Source organism: Campylobacter sp. MG1 (assembly GCF_026616895.1).
Classification (GTDB): domain Bacteria; phylum Campylobacterota; class Campylobacteria; order Campylobacterales; family Campylobacteraceae; genus Campylobacter_E.
Genome location: NZ_JANYME010000002.1, coordinates 121,860 through 145,927, shown reverse-complemented (window position 1 = coordinate 145,927; position 24,068 = coordinate 121,860). Strand labels below are relative to the sequence as shown.

The window sequence follows — 24,068 nt, the reverse complement described above, 5'->3', positions numbered from 1 at the left end:
TTAACCCCCACAAACTGGTGGCAATATACTTACAATATCATCATCTTTTAATTGCATATTTATATCACTTATTATTGTATCATTAACAGCAATAGCACTTATTTTTAACCATTCTTTTAAGTCACTATCTTTATTTAATATACTTTTTATTTCTTCTAAATTTTGTGCTTTTATTGTTATGCTATCCTTATTAATAGGACCTAAAAAATTAATTTTTGGCATTGTTATAAACCCTTTCTAATAGTATTTTTTCAGGTACTGGCTTACTAAAATAATATCCTTGATATTCATCACATCCTAAAGATTGTAAAAATGTTAGTATTTCTTCATTTTCAACACCTTCAGCCACTGAGCGTTTGTTTAATGATTTAATCATTTTTACAATAAATGCAACTAATTTTTTATTTCTTTCATTTTTGTCAATATTTTGTATGAAACATTTATCAATTTTTACAACATCAAAATCTAAATCTTTATTATTTAAATATGATAATGAGCTATATCCTTTACCAAAATCATCCATTGATAAGCCTACATTAAGTTTTTTGATTTTATCAATGATACCTTTACTAGCAGCGTTTTCTATTGAAAAGCTTTCAGTAATTTCAAATTCTAATAAACTAGGATCTATCCCTTGCATATTTTTTTCTATTGTATTAATTATATTTTCATTTAATAGTTGTTTTGTGCTTAAATTTATACTTAGTTTTAGTTTTAAACCCTGTTGTATCCATCTTCTTTGAGCATCACAAGCCATTTTTATAATTTCATTACCTAAAGTAATAATTAAATTACTTTTTTCACAAAGTCCTATAAATTGGTCAGGAAATATTAATTTATCTCCTTTTTGCCATCTAACTAGAGCTTCAGCCCCTATTATTTTGCCACTTTGACAATCAACTTTTGGCTGATAATATAATAAGAATTCTTTATTTACAATACCATTTCTAATATCTTGCTGTAATTTTAAATCAGCTTCGTTTTGTTCTCCTATTTCTTTAGTATAACCAAATACTACATTATCTCCAGTCGCTTTATCATTTTCTATTGCTAAATCGGCATTTCCTATACACTCTAATATATTATCACTATCATTAGGATATACGCAATATCCTATTCTAGCATTTATTTTAAATGGCTCATAGCTTATATTTTCATCATTTGAATTTATTTTTATATTTTTGCTTATAAGTTTTTGTTGGTAGCTTTTAGCAATTTTGTAAAAGTCTTCATTTTCATTAACTTCTGTTACTAATAAGAATTCATCAGCACTAATTCTAGCTAAGCATTCAAAAGTTTCATTATTTTGAATAAATAAATATTTATCATTATTTTTATATCTATTACTTTCTGTATGCTCATCATCGTTTACAGGTATATTTTTCATAATTGAATATAGCCTAAATCCAACTAATTTGAGAATTTCATCACCAAAATTTCTACCATACATAGAGTTGTAAGCTCTAAATGATGCAATATTTAAAAAACAAAATAATAAAACTTTACCTTGTTTTTTGTTATATAATTTTAGGCTTTCATATACACTTACCATATTCATAAGACCTGTAATATTATCTATGTAAGCTTGTTTTTTCAAGTGGCTATCTTTTGCCTTAATTTTTCTAATAAATCTAAGTAAAGCGTAGCTTAAAGTTCTAAATTCTTTATATGTAAAATCAGTGTTAATTGATTTTAGTTTATTAAAATTAGCTATTTGAGTATTAAGTGCATCGTCAAAATGATTTGTTGCTATTTCAATTTGCTCTTTTACTTCTTTTCTTTTCTTTAGAGTGTATAAGTAAAGTAATAAATAACCAAATAACATAGCGATACTTATGTATATACTTTGCTTTATAAAAAATAAAAATCTGTCGCTTTTAGCTTTTATTAAAGAATCTTCTAATGCTGATGTTTTAGCACTAAATTCTATTTTTATCCACCAGTTTTTGTCATAACAAGTATAAATATTATTTTCATATACGCAGTACCAAGATTCGTTATCTAAAAATGTAAAATCATCATCAATTTCTTTAGCATCAAAATTTGATAAATGTATGTTGTGTAAATTTTTAATATTTTCTAATGCAACTTTTCTTTGAGTTTCTTTATACTTTTGTTCATCTATATTGATTTTTAGCATTTTACCATTATCTAATTCCATATATTTAGTATAATATTGATATTCTGGGTCAATCCCATTATAAATTTTATATTTTATTGGATATTTAGTGTTTTTTATTAAAAAATCTAATGCTTCATCTTTATTATTGCTACTGTGATAATAGTTATATGCAAAATTGTAGTTGCTATCTATAAATTCCTTAGCACTATTTTCAAGATATGAAAATCCATCATCTAGGTATTTTTTTATATTATCAATTTCTTCTTGAATATATTTATTAGATGATAAATTTATTTGTTCTTTATATTTTTCTTCTAGTTGTGCAATCTCATCATTATAATTATTTTTTACTACAAAAACTCCTATAATAGCCATAATGATGAAAAATATCATCGCATAAATTAATATGTTTTTTACTGACTCTTCTAATATAGACGTTCTTTCTTTCATTAATTACCTATTCATTATGTAAATTTTTGTATATAATATAGCGAATTTATTAACAGGCTTATTATATTAAAGAGGGTTGATATGAATCACAGCATTAAGAATATTAAAACACCAGCTTACATTTGCTACGAAAGCAAACTAAAAAATAACCTTGAAATCTTTAAAAAAATTCAAGAAGAAAGTGGAGTTAAAGTCTTATTAGCTTTAAAAGGATTTGCATTTAGTGCTGCTATGCCTTTAATTAAAAATTACTTAAAAGGTTGCACTTGCAGTGGGTTGTGGGAAGCAAAATTTGCTAAAGAATTTGTAGATAAAGAAATCCACACTTACGCACCAGCATTTAGCAATGACGATTTAGAAGAAATATTAAATCTTAGTCATCATATAGTGGTTAATTCATTGAATGAATATAAAAAAGTTATAAATCATAAAAATTATAAAAATCAATCTTTAGGAATTCGCTGTAATTTAGAGTTTTCAGTAGCTCCAAAAGAAATTTATAATCCTTGCGGCAAATTCTCAAGGCTTGGCATTAAAGCAAAGGATTTATTGGATAGCGAAATAATAGTTGATGGGCTACATTTTCACGCTTTATGCGAAGAGAGTTTTGAGAGTTTAGAAAAAGTCTTTAAAGTATTTGAAGATAATTTCTTAAAACCATATCTAGCAAAACACCCATTAAAATGGATTAATTTTGGTGGCGGTCATCATATCACAAAAAAAGGCTATAAAGTAGAAGAATTAATTCAATTCTTAAAAGCTATTAAATCAAAATATAATCTTGAAATATACCTTGAGCCAGGAGAAGCTATTGGTTGGCAAACGGGGGATTTAATAGCTAGTGTTTTAGATATTGTTGAAAATGAGAAAAAAATAGCAATTTTAGATATTTGTGCTGAAGCTCATATGCCTGATACTATCATTATGCCTTACACTAGCGAAGTAAAAAATGCAAAAATCCTAGCAAGTCGTGATGAATTAGCAGAGACTAAAAGCACTAAAAATAGCTATCTTTTAACAGGTAATTCTTGCCTTGCAGGAGATATTATGGGTGAATATGAGTTTAATCAAGAACTAAATATAGGAGATAAGATAATATTTTGCGACCAAATTCATTACACAATAGTAAAAAATACAACTTTTAACGGAGTAAAATTACCAAGTTTAATTTATGTTGGTGAAGATGGTAGCATTAAAAGTCAAAAAGAATTTAATTTTAATGACTATTCAAGGAGAAATTAAAATTATTTTGATAAATTTAAATTTTTTAAGGATTTATTATGAGATATTTTTTGTATTTTATATGTTTATTGTTAAATTTAAATGCCAGTGATTTAACCACGAGCGGAAGGGTTACAAATATCACACAATATGAGTTAGGGCATTTATGGACAATATTAGCATCAAGTTATATTGCTTCACTTGCTTTAATTGTCTTAATTGCAGTGCTTTGTGCGTTTTCATTACATTATATGGTAATAGGACCTAAAACATTTAGTCACGAAGGCAAAAAAATATATGCCTTTTCATTATTTGAGCGTGGTTTTCATTTCATTGCTGCACTTGCTTGGATTATATTAATTCCAACAGGCTTAATTATTATGAATGGTCATTATTTTGGTGGTGGAGTATTTGTTAGACTTTGCAAAAATCTTCACGGAGTTGCTACTATTTTATTTTTTATCTCAATTATTCCTATGTTTTTTTGCTGGATTAAGAGAATGTTGCCTGCTAGTTATGATATAAAATGGCTTATGATAGTAGGTGGATATTTAAGCAAGGTTAAAAGACCTGTTCCGGCGGGAAAATATAATTTCGGTCAAAAAATGTGGTATTACATAGCCGTTTTTGGTGGAGCTATTATGATAATTACTGGTGCGTTTATGTTCTTTTTAGATTTTCAAAGCGAATTTTTACAAAATATGTTAGGAATTAGTCATATTAATATTTTAAGACTTAGTGCAATAGTTCATAATATCTTAGGCATTGTTTGTGCTGCTATGTTTTTCGTGCATTTATATATGGCTGTATTTGCTATCAAAGGCTCAATTCACGCAATGATAACAGGATATAAAGAAGAAGAAGAAGTATATATTTTGCATTCTTATTGGTATAAAGAACTTACAAAAAATGGAAAAATAACACCGAGTTATAGCTATGAAAAATAAAACACCTAAAATCAAATTCTGGTTAGAAGAAGACGGCGAAATTTTTGGAAAAGGTAATTATGAGATATTAAAAGCCATAGAAAAATTTGGCTCAATTAATGAGAGCTCAAAACAACTTCATATGAGTTATAAAAAGGCTTGGACTAAGAAAACTAGCACAGAAAAATTTTTAGGTGGAGATATATTTATTAGCAAAAAAGGAGCTAGTAAAGATAGCGGAACTATTCTTAGCCCTAAGGCTTTAGAATTTATGAAAAATTATGAATTATTAGAAAAAGAATTAAATGAATTTATGCAAAAACGATACAATGAGCTATTAAGAAATTTATTTGATAAAGGAGAATAAATGAGATTAGATTTTAGTGGCAAGGCTTGTCCAATACCTGTAATTGAAACAAAAAAAACTCTTTTAAGTTTAGAAAATGGTGAAGAAGTTGTTATTGTTGTTGATAATAATGCTGCATTAGAAAATATAAAAAGATTACTAACTTCACTTAATCAAAATTATAAAAACGATGGCTATGTTTTTACGCTAACAAAAAGCGAGATTAAAGCTGGTGATGTTGATAAAAAACAAAGCGAAGGGGTGTTTTTAAAAAGTCAAAAAATAGGAGATGGCGAGTTAGGTGGTATGCTTGTTATAGGTTTTTTAACTGCTTTAAAAGAAAGAAAAATTTCAAAAGTAGTATTGGTAAATGATGCTATTTTTATCGCTTGTGATGAAAACCATCCAGCACATAATGCTTTAAAAGAATTGCAAAATATAGGTGTTGATATTATGTGTTGTGCGAATTGTCTTAATTATTTTTCACAAAGTCCTAAAATTGGTAGAAGCTCAAACGCAGTTGAAATAATTGATACATTGTTTGATACAAAGATAATAAGTCTATGAAATTAACACAGCTTAGTAAACATGCTGGCTGAGGTGCTAAGCTAGGTCAGGCTGACCTTCACGAAGCCTTAAGCGTCATAGCCAAGAATGAATTTATTTTAAGTTCACAAGTTAGTAATGAGGATGCTTGTGTAATAGATTTTCCTAGAGTTGTTAATGATAATTTGAATAATATTGCGATAGTTCAAACACTTGATTTTATTGCACCTATAGTTGATAATCCTTATGATTATGCGTGTATAGCGGCAGCTAATTCTTTAAGCGATATTTTTGCTATGGGTGCTAGAGCTATTAGTGCTATGAATATTGTTGGATTTAGTGAGTGTTTGCCAAGAGATATGCTTAAGGATATGTTATTAGGTCTTAATGACAAGATTATAGAAAGTGGGGCTATTTGTGCTGGTGGACATACTTTAAATTCTAGTGAAGTATTTTTAGGGCTTAGCGTTACTGGTGTTGTTGGAAAAAATGATTTTTTGAGTAATAATACAGCGAAGATTAACGATGTTTTAATAGCTACAAAACCACTTGGCACAAGTCTTAGCGCTATGGCTATAAAAGCAAATTTTAATGATGATTTTAGTGAAGTAATAAATGGTATGAAAACTTTAAATTTAAAAGCAATAAATGCTTTAAAAGATATTAAAATAAATGCTTGTACAGATATTACTGGATTTGGCTTGATAGGTCATTTAAGCGAAATGTTAAATGATGATATTTCTATAGAAGTTGATAGTTCTGCTGTAAAATTTTATAAAAATACTTTTGAATATGCAAATTTAGGACTTTTTGGTGCTGTTAGTTACAATAATAAAGATAGTTTAAAAAATATGGTTAGATCATATATTGATGATGATTTAGTTTTTTATTCACCAGAAACTAGTGGAGGTCTTATTTTAAGTGTTAAGGAGAGCGATGTAGATAAAATTTTAGATATTTTAAATAGTTTAGGTACAACTTCTTATTCATTTGCAAAAGTTGTTGCTAGGAATGATAGTAAAATTAGTATTTATTAAATTATTTTATGATTGTAATGTTTATTTGCATAAAACATTTTATAATTAGGGAATTTTAAAAAGGTAATTAATGTCAAGAGAAAATATTGTTATATTATTTTTATTTTCTATAGTATGTATAGGATTTTTGTTTTGGGGTTATTCTAATACCAATAGTTATTTATTTTTTACCATAGCTACGATTTTTGGAATATTTTTAGCATTTAATATAGGTGCAAATGATGTTGCTAATGCATTTGGAACCAGTGTTGGTGCTAAAACTCTTAGTATAAGACAAGCTTTAATAATAGCTGCTATATTTGAATTTAGTGGGGCATTTTTTGCTGGTGCTGAGGTAACTGCTACTATTAGAAGTGGTATTGTTAGTGTAAAAGATAATATAAATCCTATATTATTTGCATATGTTATGATGAGTGCTTTAGGTGCTGCTTCTATTTGGATATTTATAGCTACTTATAAATCTTTGCCAGTTAGTTCAACTCATTCTATTGTAGGTGGGATAGTAGGTGCTGCTATTACACTTGGATTTGTTAGCAATGGTAATTCTAGTGAGATTAGTTGGAGTGGAATAGGAACTATTGTTGCAAGTTGGTTTATATCACCAGTTTTAGGAGGATTGCTTAGTTATTTTGTTTATTCTTTAATCTTTAAATTTATAGTAGTGCCAACTAAACAAAAAACTATAGAGTTAAAACAAATTAAAAAAGATAAAGAAAATTATAAAAAAGATTATATTGATGAATTTATGCAAAGTGAAAAATCTAAGCAATATAGTGAGTTATATGGTATTTTGTTAAATGATAAAGGCGATTATGCGTTAAAAATGAAGGAATTTAACAAAAAAGAAAAAGATGTTAATGTGTCAAAATTATTAAGCTCAAGAATACCTATCTTAGCTTGTTTAATAGCCTTTGTAATTTCATCTATGTTATTTTTTAAAGCATTAAATAACGTAAATACAGGGCTTACTACTTTTAGTGTTAGTGTAATTATTTTGTTAATTTGTGTGAGTGCTTATATTGTTTGTGCTGGGATAATTAATATTATGAAAAAAGGTGAACCAAAAAAAGCAGTAAATCGTATCTTTTCATGGTTTCAAATTTTTACCGCTTGTACATTTGCATTCTCGCATGGGGCAAATGATATTTCAAATGCGGTTGGACCATTTGTTGCAATTTTAGATATATTACATACAAATGCTGTAAATCCTACTTCACCTGTTCCTACTATTGTGATGCTAGTATTCGGGATAGCTTTAGTTGCTGGACTTTGGTTTTTAGGTAAAAGTGTAATAAAAACAGTAGGTAAGAACTTAACAGAGATTAAGCCAACTACTGGCTTTAGTGCAGAAATTTCATCAGCTATTGTTATATTATTAGCCACTCAATTAGGAATTCCAATTAGTTCAACTCATATTTTAATAGGTGCTGTCTTAGGAATAGGTGTATTTAATAAAAATGCTAACTGGAAAATGATGAAACCAATAGGACTTGCTTGGATGATAACTCTACCTGCTAGTGCTTTAATATCATCGTTTATTTTGGCTATATTAGTTTATTTATTTTAATTTTAGATAATTTTATTATCTAAAATTCTTTTTTATTTCATCTAATTCATCTTGGGTATATCCAGCCATAATTCTAGCGTTTTCATTCATATTTTTAATAGGTCTTATTAGGTGTTTGTATTCTAAGAGTAAATCACAAAAATTCTCATTTGTCCCACCTGCGTTTTTATACCATCTATCGCCTTTATTTACATGGCTTATTTCATCGTGCAAGATGATTTTTAAAACTTCTAATAATTTTGATTTTATTTGGTGTTTTGTGCTGCTTATTTTTTTAACCACAAAAGGATTAGCATCAAGCCCACAAGCTTCTAAATGCCTATGCACGACCCCCATTCTAACCTTAAAACTAGAATTAGTAGCTCTCATAGCGTCAAATAAATTAGTATGCACCCCAAAATCTCCGTATTTATATCCTAGCTCATTTAAAGCGTCGTTTAATAGACTAAAGTGTAAGCATTCTTCTTTAGCTATTTCTAAAAAATCACTCGCAAACAAAAGCCCACCGGTATGATAAAATCTATATGCAGCATCTAATGCAAGGTCAATTGCTGAATACTCAATATGAGCTATTTGGTGTAAGGTCTTTGCTAAAGCATTATCAGAACTTAGTTCTTTTGGTCTTTTAATCCTTGTTGGGTGAATAATCTCAAGGCTTTTTGCATAACTTGGCTCTTCTAAAACTAAAGGCTCGTATTCATTATAAGCTAAGTTATTGCTTAAAAAATCATCGTAAAAATCATCAAATTTAGCTAATTTTTTAGCATAATCACTCTCGCTTAAAACATCAAATAAAGTATGCGAATAATCTTTCATATTAGTCCTTAAAGCTTATAAATGCGATTTTTTATTTTATAAAATCTTTGATAAAAACATAGTTTTACCAAAGATTATTAAAAAGAATTTAAATAAAAACTATTTAAATTCTTTTATTTTTTGAATAATGCTATCTTTATTTTTTGAAATCATTGAGCTTTCTTTTCTTTCATTGCCATCATTATGCTTATAACTAAGCCAATTAAAACTACCAGTGATAATATAATCATCATCACAAATTAAAATTTTTTCATGAGAATTATCTTGATAGATTTTAAAGTTTTTATATTCTTGGATAAGCTCATTAAAAATTGTTAGCCCCTCATTATCAATAGATTCTTTATCATGTCTATTACGTTTTTCTATACCATATTTTATATGGATATTTACACCTTTTGATAATGCGTTTTTAAAATCATTTAAATACTCTTTTAAAACAACGGCTCTTACCCAAGGGCTTTGAATGTAAATATCTTTTTTAGCATTATTTAAACTATATTTTAGATATTTTCCATGAGAACATTCATCTATCATTAAGCCTTCTTCAAAATTAATGCTTGATGTATATTTTTGAAATTTCTCGCTATTTTCTTTACTTGCTTGATTTTCACGAACATTAAAATTTTTTTGATCAATCAGTTCATCAAACATTCTTGAAATGTTTTCATCAGCTTTTAATTCATCACTTTGTATTGATAAAGCTATGATTTTTTCTTCACTTTCTTGATTTTTGTAAAAGCAACATAAATGTTTTTGATAAAATTTACCTATACTATTTAGCTCATTAATTTGATAAATTTCTCCATCTAAAACACCACCAAAACTTTTTAAGCTTTCAAAAATATTTTGCTTTAAAGTCTTATCATCTTTAAAAATTTCGTTTAAACATTCATTTCTTGGTCTTGATTTATTTTTAGGCATAATTTCAATCGTATCTTTTTGAATTTTATTTTCAAGCCTAATATCGCTTTCGCTAACTTCCAAAATATCTCCTAAAACGCCATCAAAAACTAAACATAAATCTTTTTCGGTTATTTTTTTACTTTTTATATCATTTAAATAATCTTTTGCTTTATTGCTTAAGGTTAAAAATTCATCTAAATATCCCTTAAAAGTAAGCTCAGCTAAAATCGTATTTAGCACATCTTTATCAAGGCATGTTATTGATTTTAAATTAGCTAAATGATTTTCTTTTAAAATTTTTAAAATCTTTAAAATTTCACTCTCTATTCTAGTTAATTCTTCACTTTCTTTAAAAATACAATTAGCTACGCATTTATAAACAGGATAAAAAACATACTTTATATCATAAAGCTCATAGTTTTTATCCTCACCAAAATACGCAAATTTATGCTGAATTAAATCTAAATCAATTTTCATATTCTTTCTCCTAGCGTTCTTATCTCATAATTGTTTTTATCCATATATTCAATGATTTCTTTAAATGGATTTATGCCTTTATTTGTACTTGATTTGTATAAAAATTCAATATCTCCAACAATTAAAAGCAATTTTTTTGACCTTGATAACGATACATTTAGTCTTTTTTCATCTGCTATAAAATCAATTTTTGATTTTTTACCATCACCCGATCTAACACAATCATAAATAATAATATCCCTATCACTTCCTTGAAAACTATCAACCGTGCCTATATCAATTTCTAGTTTTTCATCTTTAAATGCTTTTACAATATTTTTTAAACTAATATCTAGATAATGCTTTTGGTCTTTATAAGGAGTTATTATTCCTATGCTTAGATTATTTTGTTTACAATGCTCTAACAAGTCCTCTAATTCTTTTAAAATTACTTTTGCATTGCAACGATTAATTTTACCAGTGCCTTTTTGCTCATCAGCCCTATCTTTTAGCCTACTTGTATTAAGCCAAATCGCATTTGTTTTATAAAATGGAATATTATGCTGTTTTAATTCGTTTAATTCTTTTTTAGTTTTTAATTCTCCTTCATAAAACACATTACTATATAGATTGCAAATGCTCTCATGTGCTCTATAATTATAAGTAAGTCTATGTTTTAAATTAGGAAATTTAGTATTGCTTTCATAAATTTGCTCAAATAAAGATGTAACAACCTCCTCTTTTGAATATTCCTCTAAATTATTTGCTACATCATCATCAATTATCGGTGCTAGTTGTTTATGATCTCCTACGAAAATAATTTTTCTAGCTTTTATACAAGGAACTAACAATTCACTCAAAGTTGCCCTTCCAGCCTCATCAACAATAACTAAATCAAAAACAATTTCTCTAAAATTGCTCCACGATGATATTCCAATAAGTGTGCCAAAAATTAATTTTATATTTTTTATAAAAAATTTTTCAGTATCTGTATTTTTAACACTTTTTGAAGTAATAGTTTGAAGAGTTTGTTCAAAATTTGCTTGATAATTTTCATAACCTTCTAGTTTATTCTCCTTTAAATCTTTTAAATTTTTATTAACTAAGGCATTGATAACTTTATTTGGAGTAAAACTTCTTGCAATTTCACTCATTTTGTTTTCATCATTGCCTATTCTTAAGATTTTTGGTTCATCTTTGCAAATCTTTTCTAGCACATTATCCACAGCTTGATTGCTTTGAGAGGTTATAAGCATTTTATAATTTGGATGAAGCTTTAAATAATGTTTTAAGATTTCAACAATTGTAGTAGTTTTGCCTGTGCCTGGAGGTCCTTGGATTAGTAAAATCTCACTACCATCTTGTAAACTTAAAGCTTTTTTAACAGCAAGTTGCTGATTTTCATCTAAATCTTTATTAAAAAATCTATCAATTTGAATTATTTCACTTTGTTTAAAGCTAATATCAGGATCACATAATTTATTTGCTAAATTATTTATATAAACATTACTTTTTTTAAGTTCGTCTAAGGCTCTTTCTTTTTTCTTAAATACAATTTCTTCTGCTTGATAATCATAGTTAATGCTGTATTTAATAGGTACTTGATTTTTATCAATTTTTTTTAAATTAATTCCTTGATACTCATCTTCAAGGTTTATATCGAGTAAACCTTTAGAACTTTTGAATTTTTCTACAACTCCTTTTATTTCATCATCATTTTGAGAATTGTTTAATTTTTTAATGATAACCTTTTGATTTTGTTTAAAATGTTTCTCAAAATCATCTATCAAAAAGCAAACTTTATTATTTGAAATGCTATCAATTGTGCCTATTTGAGTTAATTTTTTGCTTTGAATAAACTCATTTTCAGCTTTTAATAAATCCTCTTCCATTTTGATAGATTTTACACTTGATTTTATCCCAGAATTTGAATTATGATTTTGAAGTTCGTTGTATAAAGAATCTAAAAGAGTAAAGTTAGAATGAAGGTGTTCTGTATCTATTGTAGCTATAAATTCAACGCTAGATTTAAATAGCCCTTTTTTATAAACCTCATCAAGTTTTACTTGATTATCAAACATAATATTAAAGCAATATAAATAATTATTATTTTTTGTACTACAACAAAACACATATTCACCTAAAGCTATTTTGATTTCTTCTCTATTTTGTTTATCAATACTTAATAAAAAATAAGGTTTATTTTTATTTATATAACTTTGCAGATTATGTAATAGCTTATATTCCATTATACACTTATTTTGTTTATCCATAAAATCTTTATAGCTATCAATTACTTTTTTTGAAAAATTAATTTCGTATTTTTTAATAAAAGTTGAATTTTGCTTTAATAAATCTTCTTTTACTTCATAAAAATCTTTATAAATATCTGTATTTATAGAAAAATATTTTTTTGAAATAACTTTAAAAACCTCAAGATTATTTTCATATACATTGTTATTTAAAAATTTGTTACATAAAAAATCTAAATACAATCTGCCTTCTTTTATATAGATTTTATTGCTCATAAAATAATCTAATCCTAAACTTTCAAGTTTTATAAACACATTTAAAAACTTAATTAGATTTTGTCTTGTTAATACATAATTTCTAATAGCATAATCCTCTAAAAATGTATTATTTATAGTTTCATACAAATCTGTTATAAAATAATAATTATTCTTATCTTCATAAAATTCACATTTAATCAGTCCATCGCATTCAATATTGCATAATTCATAAGCAAGACTTCCTATGTGGGGATTATTCTCGTTTTTTTCTAAAATATAAGCAAAAAAATCACTTGAGTTCTTGCTAACTAATAATTTATTATCACCTAAATTTTCTTTTATTAAATATCCATAAATTTCTTCCATTACAAATCCTTAAAATATTTTAACAAATTAACAATATACTAAATTTCGTACAATACCACAATTATTATTAAACCTAACAAAAGCTAGGTTTGTAATTCTTATAATTCAACTTCAATCGTCATAATCATCATCACCTAAATAATCTTCATTATTTGGATTATGTGCATCAGCCCAATCATCCATACAAGCATCGTTATTTGGATTATTAATATCTGACCATAAATCTAATTCTTCTTGAGACATTGCCATTTTATTCTCCTTTTTTATTGCTATTTTTATTAGCTGCTCTTTGAGCTCTTGCCGCAAAACTATCTTTGCTTACAATACCACCATTTCTCTTAGCTTCGCTTGATTGAATTCTTGCTGCTGCTTCTTTATCCATCGCGTTTTTACTCATCGCGTTCTCCTTAAAAATTATTTTAGTTTTGCAAAACTTACAAAATGATATAATAATGACTTGTGAATACCTGTGAATTAAGAGAAAAAATGAATAAAAATAAAAAAATAGCAAAAAACTATGCTTATCAAATAAAAGAATTAATTAAAACTAGTGGAAAAAAACAAGAAGACATAGCAAGTGAAATATCAGATTGCATATACGCAGATACACACAATGATGAAAATGAAGTTTTTAAATTTAAAAATAGATTTAGAAAAACTTTAAGCGAAGCATTAAAAGATAATGATAAACAAACAAGTGATAAAACGCTAGAAGAATTAAAACAATGGTATGAATACTTATCTTCAAAATATGATAAGCATTCATATAGAAAAGAAATTTTAGGAGAAGATATTTATAATTTTTTTTATAAAGATTAAAAATACCGTTTTGTATATTCTGTGGTTAAATTATTTTCTTTTATATCATTTTCAATGTTTTTTAAAGACTGAAAACATTCTTTTTCAAGTTGTTCTTTTTTATACAAATAGCTAGTTCTAGTTTTTTTATCCACACAACTATTAATTAAATAATATTCCTTTTCTATTGAATATCGCTTACTTAAAATTCTATTCTCATTTTGTAAATTGCTAATATGTCTTTCAAGCTTAGCTATATCTTCACTAGAGAAAAAATAACTATGCCCTAAAGCACCACCACCAACAAAAATTCCAATTCCTAAAATAGCCCCTATTATACTTCCGTTTTCGCTATTATTACTCATACATACTCCTTAAATTATCTAAAAAAATTAATCTTAGCAAGATAAATTTTAAAAACCATTATTATGTTTTAGCAATCTTATTCGCTCGTGGTAGTCTGGCATAAATCCTAAAAGCGTGGTATAAAAAGCCTTTGAGTGATTAGCGTGATAAAGGTGTGTTAATTCGTGCATAATTACTGCTTCTATTGCCAATATATCTTTTTTAATTAATTCGGTATTTAGATTTATATAAGATTTTTTCGTATTGCAAGAACCCCAACGGGTCTTCATTTTTCGCACTTTTAAAGCTTTTATATCTTTACCAACAATCACACAAAATCTTTTTAAAATTTCGCTAAAGATTTCTTTTGATTGAATTTTATAAAAATCATTAAGTAATTTTTCTTTATTTTCATCAGTTTCAAGACATTTTAAAATGATTTTATCATTGTGAATTTCTACATTTTTTGAAATTCTTAAATCAAATTCTAAAATATATTTTCGTCCTAAAAACAATACAAAATTACCACTCAAAAGCTTTGCTTTTTTAGTAGTTTTAAGCTCGTTTAATCTTTGTTCTATCCAATCTTTTTTAAGTCTTAAAATCTCATCAATTTTTGCTCTACTTATAAAATAAGGCGATACTACTTCAACAAGCCCAATCTCACGAACTTTTATAATGATATTTTTCACCCGCTTTTTAGTGATTTTTATTTCCATAAGTTATCTTAATATAATTTTATTATTTGAAAATATTAAATTCATTATTTAGTTAAACCTTTATTCTATTATATTTAAAATTAATTGTTATTTTTATAATAATTTTTATTTTAATTCTTTATAACCATAATAACTTTGTTTGATTATATAAGTAAAATTTAAATTATTATACTTTAAATAATACTTATATTTACATTTTCCTTAATTTTGCTATGAAAAAGCCTGAATGAGTATTTGTTGGCTTTATGCGATAAGTTTTAGCAAGTCTAATATCGCTATATTTTTCATCGTAATTACTTAGTCCTTGCAAATATTCGCAAGGCAAATCAATTTCTAAAAGTTCTATATTAAATTTAGAATTAAGTGCATTATAAATCACTGCTTCGTTTTCATAAAAATTATGCGTGCAAGTGCTATAAACTAGCTCCCCACCAACCTGTAAAGCTGTTAGGGCAGAGTTTAAAAGCTTTTTTTGAGTAGTGGCGATTTGCTTTATTTCTTTTTGACTTTTTGTGATAGAAAAATCGTGCATAAATGTGCTACAAGGAGCATCAAGCAATATTTTGCTAAATCTCTCGGGTGTCTTGCGACCTATCAAAACGCCATCGTGATTATAGGTTTTTGCCTTTACGCCGTAGTTTGCTAGGATTTTTTTAAGATTAAAAAATCTTTTGCTATTTAGCTCGTTTGAGCTTAGATTTTCACAATTGTCGCTAAAATTAGCTAGATTTATACTCTTTCCACCTGGAGCAGCACACATATCCAAAATAATATCGCTTGAGCTAACATTTAAAGCCTTAGCGCATAAATAACTTGAATAATCTTGTATATAAATACTGCCATTTATTGCCAAATCGTGAGTTGAAATTCTTATTTTAAATTCTTGATTAAAAATATAAAAATTATCATCTAACTTTGTAGGCGAATACTTACTAAATACACTTAAAAACTCTTCTTCACCACATTTAATAGAGTTTATAAATACTCCGAAATACTCCAAATCAATTGGCTTTTTAAAGCCATAAATCTCGTTAAAATGCTCGGCATGATTAAATATCATTAATATCCTTGCTCGTTTAATATTCTATAATTATCACAACCTTTTTGATAACCTAAATCACAAGCCTTTCCAGCGTATTCTTTAGCCTTTCTTTTATCTTGCTTAACGCCTTGTCCGTTATAATATAAAGCCCCTAAATTATTGCAACCCGTAGCATTTCCACCATCACAAGCTTTAGTATAAAGCTCTCTTGCTTTTATATAGTTTTGTTTTACACCGTATCCATTTTCGTATGAAACCCCTAAATTATAGCAACCCGTAGCATCTCCACCATCACAAGCTTTAGTATAAAGCTCCCTTGCTTTAAAATAATCTTGATTTTTAGCATATTCTACTCCTAAATCCACACAAGCTTCCAAATCGCCCTTATTACACTTATTCTCAAGCTCATTCGCACCTAAAACACTTGCACCTAAAAGTGCTAAACATAATAATTTTTTCATTTTATCTCCTTTAATGTCATTGCTTTTTGAATTCTTTATAATATGCACAGCCAATCTGCTCTCCATAATCACAAGCTTTTTTAAATAATTCAATAGATTTTTTAATATCTCTTTCAACACCATCACCATTTCCATACAAACCTGCTAAAGCTATACAGCTTTTGCCATCTTTATTATCACAAGCTTTAGTCCATAATTCTTTTGTTTTTTCAATATCTTTTACAACGCCAATTCCAGAATGATACATAAAACCTAAAAAACCACAAGCAGTAAAATCTTGTTTTTCGCAACTTTTAGTATAAAGCTCTTTTGCTTTACCTAAATCTTGCTTTATGCCATCTCCTTTAAAATATATAAAACCTAAATTCGTGCAAGCAAAAGTATGTCCACCATCACAAGCTTTAATATAAAACTCACTTGCTTTTTTTAAATCTTGTTTTACTCCATTTCCTTGTTCGTAAGATAATCCTATATTAAAACAAGAAGAAGCATCTTTACCTTTACAAGCCTTAATCCATAATTTATTTGCTTTTTTAAAATCCTGCTCTACATCTTCGCCACTTGCATATAAATATCCAAGAGCATCACAAGCTTTATAATCATTTTTATTGCAAGCTTTTTCTAATCCACTAATATCAACTGCACCTAAAACACTTGCACCTAAAAGTGCTAAACATAATAATTTTTTCACCTTACTTCCTTTAAATTTCTAATTTAATTTTTCAAATTCTCAATACTTTTACAAGCTCTTTCATCACCTAAATCACAAGCTTTTTTTAAATATTCTTTAGCTTTTTTATCCTTATATAAAAATGATAAAAAATAACACCCAACAGCATAATTATGATTACAAGATTTGGTATAGAATTTAATAGCTTTTTTCTTGTTTTGTTGCGTTCCAATCCCATAAGCATTCATAAAACCTACTGCATAACAAGCTTCATATAAGTTATTTTCACAAGCTTTAGTATAAAGATTTATGGCTTTCGTATAATTTTGCTTAGTTCCTATTCCGCTCTCATATAAAAACCCTAAATCATAACAAGCTTGCATATTTTTATTCTTACAAGCTTTAGACCATAAATTATAAACTTGTTTTAAATCATTTTCGTATTCAATTGGCTCTTTTGTAAAATCAATATTTTTAAAAATCTCAAATCCTAAGTCATAATCATTTGCTAACAAAACTTTAAATATAAGCAAACAAACGAGCTTTTTCAATTTAAATTCCTAAATAATCCTTAAGCAATAAAAATGCTGCAATGCTATCTTGTTTGCCATCTTTTTTTTTGCTACTAATAATTTTTGCTGCTTGTTTGCTTGTAAAACTCTCATCATAATAGACTATATTACTAAACTCAATTAGTTTTGAAAAATGCTCCACTCTTCTTCTCATCTCATCTTCAGCACTACCGCCCATTGGAATTCCTATTACAATTTTAGTGATTTTGTGCTTTTTGATTAGTTCTTTTACTTCCGTGGCTGCTTGATTGCGATTTATTCTAATTATTGCAGGTTGTGGCATAGGAATTTTCATTATGCTAATTGCAACGCCAATTCGTTTAAGTCCTAAATCAAGTGCAAGTATATTTTCCATTAAACACTCCTAACTAAAACTCCATCAATTATTATTTTTCCATCAAGTTCATAATCATATACTAATTCGCCGTATCGCTCTAAGGCTTCATCAAGATTTGCTCCGTTTTTACAAAATTCTAAAAACTCATCGTGGTTTTGAGTGTAGCATTTTTGAACGCTGAAGTATTCTTGCATTTGTGCTACGAAAATATCAATATCATAAATTATTTTTGCCTTATAGTTTGCGATTAGCTCGTTTGTGCCATCACTTTCTCCTATTCTTTGGGCTAATACATAAATATCTTTTCCATATTCTAGGGCGTGTTTTGCTGAGTTTAATGAGCCGCTTTTAAGGTCTGCTTGGGTGATGATTAAAATATCTCCAAGAGCTACTACAAGGCGATTTCTAGCTAAAAAATCGTGTTTTAATGGGATATGATTTGGCTCGTTTTCGCTTAGTGCTAGGGCGTTTTCATATATTTGTTTGATGATTAATTCGTTGCTTTTTGGATAGATTTTATTAAGCCCATTTGCAAAAACTCCTATATGATAAGGCAGGCTTGCTTTTGCACTTTCAATATCTACTCCAATTGCTCCACCACTTACTACGCAAATACCTATTTGGCTTAGTTTTTGTGCTAGTTTAAAGGTTAGATTTTTTGTATAAACACTCATTTTTCTAGAGCCTACTATACTTATTTTAGGCATTTTTAAAAGTTCTAAATTGCCTTTATAATAAATCTTATCAGGTGGGTTTTTAAGAGTAGTAAACTCATTTATAATCGTTGTATATATCATCTATATAAACTAGCTCAACTTTAGAAAAGTCATATTCGCTAATTGCTTTTAGGCTATTTTTGTGTGGGTGTGCTATGGCTATTGCTCTTTTGTGTTTTAGGGTAAATTCCACTGCTTCATCTAGCTTTTTGCGAATATCATTTAAATCTTGTGAATTATCTAAAAATACATTTCTGTGGATATAAAATTGATTAAATTCTTTTGCAATTGTAGGTGCTTTTGTGTTGGCGCTAGTCCTTGAATCAACGAAAATCAAATCATATTTTTTCAATGCTTTAAATAAATTTCTCATAGCGTTTTCATCTTCGCTAAATAATGAGCCTGTATGATTGTTTAGATATTTTAGATTTGGAAAAGCGATTTTGATATTTTTAATCCTATTTTCAATCACTTGATAACTATCACTTGGAGTAAGGGTTAGCGGCTCTTCTTTATTAAACTTTAAAGCCCTTAAAGGAAGGTGTATCATAAAAGATTTAAATTCTTTTGAATATTTATTAGTATCTGGGTGATTGTTTGTGTTAGGAAAAAAGCTCGGAGTGATTTTTTTACCATTTTTAATAATTTTTTTGATTTCTTCGCTTTGTTCTTTTGTCGCAACATCATCAATAATAATTGCTAATTTTGCCTTAATATTAGTAGCACTTGCTAAAGAACCAAAGGCTGAAGTTTCTTTAGTATCAAAACAAGTTACGCTAGTTACCTTACAACTATCATTATTTTTTTCTAAATCCATATTAGCAAATATATCACTAAAATTTTGATTTAAATTCTTTTCTTTATCAATGCTTTTTTCATTTTTATAATTATTTATAGCATTTACTATTGTTTGCGGTTTTGGTTTTTGAATTTCTTTTTGAGTTTTTATCTCTTTAGTTTCGCTAATTTGCTCTTTACTTTCGTATATATTTAAATATACTAAAAGCCCTATGCCAAATAATAATAAAAATAAAAAAATTATTTTAAGAGTTTTAGCAAAGCTAGAATTAGCTTTGCTTTTTTGCTTTTTTTTAGCCATTAATTTTTGTCTTGTTGAACTAATTTGCTTTTTTCAATCCAAGGCATCATTTTGCGTAATTTAACGCCAGTTTGTTCTAAAAGGCTGTTTTTAGTAATATTGCGTCTTGCATTCATTTTTGGATAATTTGCACGGCTTTCTAAGATGAAATCTTTTGCAAATGTGCCATCTTGAATATCTTTTAATACTTTTTTCATAGCTTTTTTGCTGTCTTCGTTTATAACTTTTTCGCCTGTAATATAATCGCCGTATTCAGCTGTATTTGAAATAGAATATCTCATATCAGCAATTCCGCCTTGATACATTAAATCAACGATTAATTTCATTTCGTGTAAGCACTCAAAATATGCCATTTCAGGCTCATATCCAGCTTCTACAAGTGTATTAAATCCTGCTTCAATAAGTGCAGTTAAACCTCCACAAAGCACTGCTTGTTCGCCGAAAAGGTCTGTTTCTGTTTCGTCTTTAAATGTAGTTTCAATTATAGCTGTGCGTCCGCCACCAATTGCACTTGCATAGCTTAGTGCTAGAGCTTTTGCATTACCGCTTTCATCTTGAGCAACTGCTATTAAATCAGGAACACCACCACCAATTACAAATTCATTTCTTACCGTATGACCTGGTGCTTTAGGTGCTATCATTATAATATCTACTCCTTTTGGAGCTACAATTTGTCCGTAATGAACATTAAATCCGTGAGCAAATGCTATAGCTTTTCCTTCGCTTAAGTTTGGTTTAATTTCGCTATTAAAAATTTGAGCTTGAAACTCATCAGGAGTTAAAATCATAATAACATCAGCTTTTTTAGTCGCATCAGCTACGCTTAAAACTTCAAAACCTTTAGCACGAGCTTTATTAGCCGAGCTTCCATCTCTAAGACCAATTATAACTTTTACACCACTATCTCTTAAGTTTTCAGCGTGAGCGTGTCCTTGTGAGCCAAAACCAATAATCGCAACTATTTTGCTTTTAATTAAACCTAAATCGCAATCACGATCATAATAAACATTTACTGCCATATTTTTCCTTTTTCTTTTGATTTAATTAAGCAAATTATAACTATTTTAGTTACAATCTAATAAAAAATTTAAATTTTTAATTAAAATAGCTTAAATTATGATAATGTAGGTAAAAATGCTTGATTTTTTAGATGAGGTTAGACAAGGTTTTAATAAGCTTAATGCTAATTCAAAACAAAAAGAAATAATTAAAGTCTTATTAACAGAAAAAATAGTAAGCGAATACAATAATAAAATCTATTTTAATAATGGATTTTATTATGGCAAAATGGATATAAATTCTAAAGGCGATGGATTTTTACAAGCGTCGTTTTTAGAGCGAGATTTACTCATAAAATCAAAAGACTTACATTCAGCAAGATACGGCGATATTGTAATTGCAAAAAAGATTAAAAAGCAAAAAGGTCGCCCGAGTGCTGCTGTAATACTTGTTTTAAAAAGAGAAGAAGAATTTTCTTTAGTTATTACTCAAATGCTAAAAAATGTAGTATTTGGAAAATGCTTTAAAACAGGACTTTTAAGACAACTTAGCGTATCTCAAAAATCATTAAAAGCCTTACCTGTTGGCACTATTTTAAAGGTTGATAATGCAAGTTCAAATGTAGTAGAAGTGCTAGGGCATATTAGTGATGAAAAAGTAGATGAAAAAATCTCTATGGCTTTATTTAATAAAACTGAAGAATTTGATAAAGCGTGTTTAGATGAAGCAAATGCTTATAGTGGCAGTGTTGATGCTAGTTTTTATCCTGATAGACTTGATTTAAGGCATTTGCCATTTTGCACGATAGACCCAATTCACGCAAAAGATTTTGATGATGCTATTTATTTTGATGAAAAAAATCAGATTTTATATGTAGCAATTGCTGATGTAAGCGAATATGTAAGGGCTTTTAGTGCTTTAGATAACGAAGCTTTAAAGCGTGGATTTAGTATATATTTTCCACATAAAAGCATTCCTATGTTGCCAAGAGTTTTAAGTGAAGGAATTTGTTCTTTAAACCCATATGAAGACAGGCTTTGCTTTGGTTTTAAAATATATTTTGAAGGTGCAAAAGTAATAAAAGAAGAAATCTATGAAGGCATAATTAATTCAAAAAGAAGATTTAATTACGATGAAGTAGATGAGTATTTAGACAAAAAAACTGATTTAAAAGAATGCAATTATTTATATTCTTTAAACGAGCTTACAAAAAAAATAAGAAATGCTAGATTAAATAAAGGTTTTAATTTTTTAACAGAAGAGCTAAGAATGGAGATTGATAGCGACTGGCAAATTACTAAGACCTATTACGAGCAATCAACAAGGTCTCATCAATTGATTGAGGATTGTATGCTACTTGCTAATAAAGCAGCGGCTAAAATGTGCCCTGATTTAGCTATTTTTAGAAATCATCAAAGCCCAAATTACAATAAAATCACTGCTATGTATGAAGAATTGCAATTATTAGGACTTGATTTTAGTGGTGGAGAAAATATCTATGAAAATATCAAAAATATTCAGAGCTTAGCAGATGAATTAAATATCCGTGCTGAAGTAGATAAAATCATCATTCGTTCATTTAAAAAAGCTGAATATGGACACGAAAATAAAGGGCATTTTGCATTAGGATTTGAAAGGTATTCGCATTTTACAAGTCCTATTAGAAGATATTCGGATTTGATTTTGCATAGATTATTAAAAGCTCTTATGAAAAATCAAGATAAGCTATTTACATACCTTAGCACGAACCTTGAGAATAAATGTTTTGAAGTTAGTAATCTTGAAAGAGAAGCTGATAAGGTGGCAATGGATTTTTGTGATAGGGTTTATGCAAGATATTTTCATAAAAATATTGGCAAAAGATTTTATGTAAAAATCACTAAAAACGAAGATATTACAATAGGTGTTTTAGATGATGAGTTTAAAGGTGCAAGGATATTTATTGCAAATCCTAATGTAACTTTATTTTCTAGAGTTTTAGTTGAGATTTATGAAGTAGATTTAATAAGCGCTAAGGTTTTTGCTAGGATAGTTAAGGATGTATGAAGCAGAATTTAACAAAATAAAAAACAATATTCCTAATGCCTTTATGCTTTATGGGGCGTGTAGATTAAGTATATTTATAAACTTAGAAATCATAAAAAGTCTGAAAAAATACGATGAAAGGCTGATTTTAAGAGATAGCGATTATAAATTAAATAAAGCTGTTGATTTTTTAAGTGAGAGTTCGTTATTTGCTAGTTCTAAGCAATTGATTTTGGAATTTGAAAAAGGAATTTCAAGTAAGGATTTAAAAGAAATTCTAAAGCATATTAATAGTGAAAATCAATTAATATTAGCTATTTATGACGGAAAAGCTTTAAAAGATTTAGAATTAAGTATTAATAATAATTTTGTTAGATTTTTTGAGAAAAAGACTAGCTTTGAGCAAATTGCTTTATTAAAAGAAATTACTAATTTTTATAAAATAAATGCTAGTGAAGAAGCCTTGCAATATCTTCAAAAAAATTATGAATTTGATATATTTAAAGCAGGTTGTGAGCTTTTAAAATATAAAAATCAAACACTAGATTTAAGCACTATTAAAGAGCATTTAGAAAGCGATAATGCTTTAGGGTTTGATGATTTTTTGAGTAATTTTTTAAAGACAAAAGAGCCAAATGAATATATTTATAAAATATTAGAAAATGAAGATGGAATAGCATTTATTAATAAATTTTATTTTTTAATTTTGAAATTATTTTCAATCAGTGCAAATTTGAAAGAAAAAGGAAAAATTGATTATAAGGTTACATTTGGTTACACACCACCTAAGCAAATTTGTTTTGAACTTGAAAATCAGGCTAGAGTTTTAGATAAATATTATGAGGAAATTTTAAAAATTTTAATAGATGCTGAGTATGACATAAAAATTAACGGTGCAAATTATAAAGAAATTTTATATTCAAGTTTAATTAAAATTTATTTTTTAATAAACTCATAAAATATTAAGTTTAATTTGTTAGAATGCTAAACTGCTTTATGCAAAATTCCTTGCTTAGTAA

The 24,068-nt window shown here is 27.5% G+C and carries 24 protein-coding genes and 2 pseudogenes; 9 read left to right on the top strand and 17 right to left on the bottom strand.

Annotated features, from left to right (window positions below; genetic code table 11):
* Both NY022_RS02220 and NY022_RS02215 read right to left on the bottom strand, forming a co-directional pair.
* The gene (locus tag NY022_RS02220; protein ID WP_267523367.1) at positions 1–222 is read right to left on the bottom strand and encodes a MoaD/ThiS family protein; all 222 of its coding nucleotides are present in this window, start codon (positions 220–222) and stop codon (positions 1–3) included.
* A complete protein-coding gene (locus tag NY022_RS02215; RefSeq protein ID WP_267523366.1) occupies positions 209–2,572 on the bottom strand; it encodes a putative bifunctional diguanylate cyclase/phosphodiesterase in 2,364 nt (787 codons plus the stop codon). Before NY022_RS02215 ends, NY022_RS02220 begins: the two co-directional genes overlap by 14 nt.
* A gap of 81 nt (positions 2,573–2,653) precedes the next feature.
* Between NY022_RS02215 and nspC the strand changes: the two genes are divergently transcribed.
* From nspC to NY022_RS02185, 6 genes and pseudogenes are all read left to right on the top strand, one after another.
* The gene (nspC, locus tag NY022_RS02210; protein WP_267523365.1) at positions 2,654–3,814 is read left to right on the top strand and encodes a carboxynorspermidine decarboxylase; all 1,161 of its coding nucleotides are present in this window, start codon (positions 2,654–2,656) and stop codon (positions 3,812–3,814) included.
* A gap of 107 nt (positions 3,815–3,921) precedes the next feature.
* Positions 3,922–4,740, top strand: a pseudogene (locus NY022_RS02205) (formate dehydrogenase subunit gamma); the annotation flags it as partial.
* The gene (locus tag NY022_RS02200; RefSeq protein WP_267523363.1) at positions 4,730–5,086 is read left to right on the top strand and encodes a winged helix-turn-helix domain-containing protein; all 357 of its coding nucleotides are present in this window, start codon (positions 4,730–4,732) and stop codon (positions 5,084–5,086) included. The pseudogene NY022_RS02205 and the gene NY022_RS02200, both read left to right, overlap by 11 nt.
* Positions 5,087–5,632 carry a sulfurtransferase-like selenium metabolism protein YedF gene (gene yedF, locus NY022_RS02195; RefSeq protein WP_267523362.1) on the top strand — a complete coding sequence of 182 codons (546 nt, stop codon included), beginning with the start codon at positions 5,087–5,089 and terminating at the stop codon, positions 5,630–5,632.
* A gap of 44 nt (positions 5,633–5,676) precedes the next feature.
* A pseudogene (gene selD / locus NY022_RS02190) lies at positions 5,677–6,648 on the top strand (selenide, water dikinase SelD); the annotation flags it as partial.
* 70 nt (positions 6,649–6,718) lie between these two features.
* Entirely contained in the window at positions 6,719–8,215 is a 1,497-nt protein-coding gene (locus tag NY022_RS02185; protein ID WP_267523361.1) for an inorganic phosphate transporter, read from the top strand.
* 15 nt (positions 8,216–8,230) lie between these two features.
* On the opposite strand, the gene NY022_RS02180 is transcribed toward NY022_RS02185, so the two are convergent.
* The 5 genes from NY022_RS02180 to NY022_RS02160 form a co-directional block, all read right to left on the bottom strand.
* Positions 8,231–9,031, bottom strand: coding sequence for a ferritin-like domain-containing protein (locus NY022_RS02180; RefSeq protein ID WP_267523360.1), 801 nt, complete (start codon positions 9,029–9,031; stop codon positions 8,231–8,233).
* Positions 9,032–9,130: 99 nt separating this feature from the next.
* On the bottom strand, positions 9,131–10,411 hold the full coding sequence (locus tag NY022_RS02175) for a phospholipase D-like domain-containing protein (RefSeq protein WP_267523359.1): 1,281 nt from the start codon (positions 10,409–10,411) through the stop codon (positions 9,131–9,133).
* Positions 10,408–13,266: an AAA domain-containing protein gene (locus NY022_RS02170; RefSeq protein WP_267523358.1), complete on the bottom strand. Its 2,859-nt coding sequence runs from the start codon at positions 13,264–13,266 to the stop codon at positions 10,408–10,410. Before NY022_RS02170 ends, NY022_RS02175 begins: the two co-directional genes overlap by 4 nt.
* Before the next feature lie 111 nt (positions 13,267–13,377).
* Complete coding sequence (locus NY022_RS02165) at positions 13,378–13,515, bottom strand: hypothetical protein (RefSeq protein ID WP_267523357.1); 138 nt, start codon at positions 13,513–13,515, stop codon at positions 13,378–13,380.
* 1 nt (position 13,516) lies between these two features.
* A complete protein-coding gene (locus tag NY022_RS02160) occupies positions 13,517–13,663 on the bottom strand; it encodes a hypothetical protein (protein WP_267523356.1) in 147 nt (48 codons plus the stop codon).
* An 89-nt stretch (positions 13,664–13,752) separates the two neighbouring features.
* Between NY022_RS02160 and NY022_RS02155 the strand changes: the two genes are divergently transcribed.
* Positions 13,753–14,085, top strand: coding sequence for a hypothetical protein (locus NY022_RS02155; protein WP_267523355.1), 333 nt, complete (start codon positions 13,753–13,755; stop codon positions 14,083–14,085).
* Here the strand turns inward: NY022_RS02155 and NY022_RS02150 are convergent.
* From NY022_RS02150 to ilvC, 10 genes are all read right to left on the bottom strand, one after another.
* Complete coding sequence (locus NY022_RS02150; protein WP_267523354.1) at positions 14,082–14,429, bottom strand: hypothetical protein; 348 nt, start codon at positions 14,427–14,429, stop codon at positions 14,082–14,084. The two genes, NY022_RS02155 and NY022_RS02150, sit on opposite strands and share 4 nt — an antisense overlap.
* Before the next feature lie 48 nt (positions 14,430–14,477).
* On the bottom strand, positions 14,478–15,101 hold the full coding sequence (locus tag NY022_RS02145) for a M48 family metallopeptidase (protein ID WP_267523353.1): 624 nt from the start codon (positions 15,099–15,101) through the stop codon (positions 14,478–14,480).
* Positions 15,102–15,318: 217 nt separating this feature from the next.
* Positions 15,319–16,188 carry an RsmB/NOP family class I SAM-dependent RNA methyltransferase gene (locus NY022_RS02140; RefSeq protein WP_267523352.1) on the bottom strand — a complete coding sequence of 290 codons (870 nt, stop codon included), beginning with the start codon at positions 16,186–16,188 and terminating at the stop codon, positions 15,319–15,321.
* A complete protein-coding gene (locus NY022_RS02135; RefSeq protein ID WP_267523351.1) occupies positions 16,188–16,631 on the bottom strand; it encodes a tetratricopeptide repeat protein in 444 nt (147 codons plus the stop codon). The genes NY022_RS02140 and NY022_RS02135 overlap by 1 nt, the downstream gene beginning before the upstream one ends.
* Before the next feature lie 16 nt (positions 16,632–16,647).
* On the bottom strand, positions 16,648–17,322 hold the full coding sequence (locus tag NY022_RS02130; RefSeq protein WP_267523350.1) for a tetratricopeptide repeat protein: 675 nt from the start codon (positions 17,320–17,322) through the stop codon (positions 16,648–16,650).
* Between the two features lie 23 nt (positions 17,323–17,345).
* Complete coding sequence (locus NY022_RS02125; protein WP_214116347.1) at positions 17,346–17,852, bottom strand: tetratricopeptide repeat protein; 507 nt, start codon at positions 17,850–17,852, stop codon at positions 17,346–17,348.
* 1 nt (position 17,853) lies between these two features.
* Positions 17,854–18,228 carry a Holliday junction resolvase RuvX gene (gene ruvX / locus NY022_RS02120; protein ID WP_214116349.1) on the bottom strand — a complete coding sequence of 125 codons (375 nt, stop codon included), beginning with the start codon at positions 18,226–18,228 and terminating at the stop codon, positions 17,854–17,856.
* Entirely contained in the window at positions 18,228–19,007 is a 780-nt protein-coding gene (locus NY022_RS02115) for a DNA-processing protein DprA (RefSeq protein WP_267523349.1), read from the bottom strand. Before NY022_RS02115 ends, ruvX begins: the two co-directional genes overlap by 1 nt.
* Entirely contained in the window at positions 18,982–20,025 is a 1,044-nt protein-coding gene (locus NY022_RS02110; protein WP_267523348.1) for a divergent polysaccharide deacetylase family protein, read from the bottom strand. The genes NY022_RS02115 and NY022_RS02110 overlap by 26 nt, the downstream gene beginning before the upstream one ends.
* Positions 20,025–21,044: a ketol-acid reductoisomerase gene (ilvC, locus tag NY022_RS02105; protein WP_267523347.1), complete on the bottom strand. Its 1,020-nt coding sequence runs from the start codon at positions 21,042–21,044 to the stop codon at positions 20,025–20,027. The genes NY022_RS02110 and ilvC overlap by 1 nt, the downstream gene beginning before the upstream one ends.
* Positions 21,045–21,159: 115 nt before the next feature.
* On the opposite strand from ilvC, the gene NY022_RS02100 reads away from it, so the two are divergent.
* Both NY022_RS02100 and NY022_RS02095 read left to right on the top strand, forming a co-directional pair.
* Complete coding sequence (locus NY022_RS02100; RefSeq protein ID WP_267523346.1) at positions 21,160–23,070, top strand: RNB domain-containing ribonuclease; 1,911 nt, start codon at positions 21,160–21,162, stop codon at positions 23,068–23,070.
* A complete protein-coding gene (locus tag NY022_RS02095) occupies positions 23,063–24,007 on the top strand; it encodes a hypothetical protein (protein WP_267523345.1) in 945 nt (314 codons plus the stop codon). Before NY022_RS02100 ends, NY022_RS02095 begins: the two co-directional genes overlap by 8 nt.
* Positions 24,008–24,068: the final 61 nt, after the last annotated feature.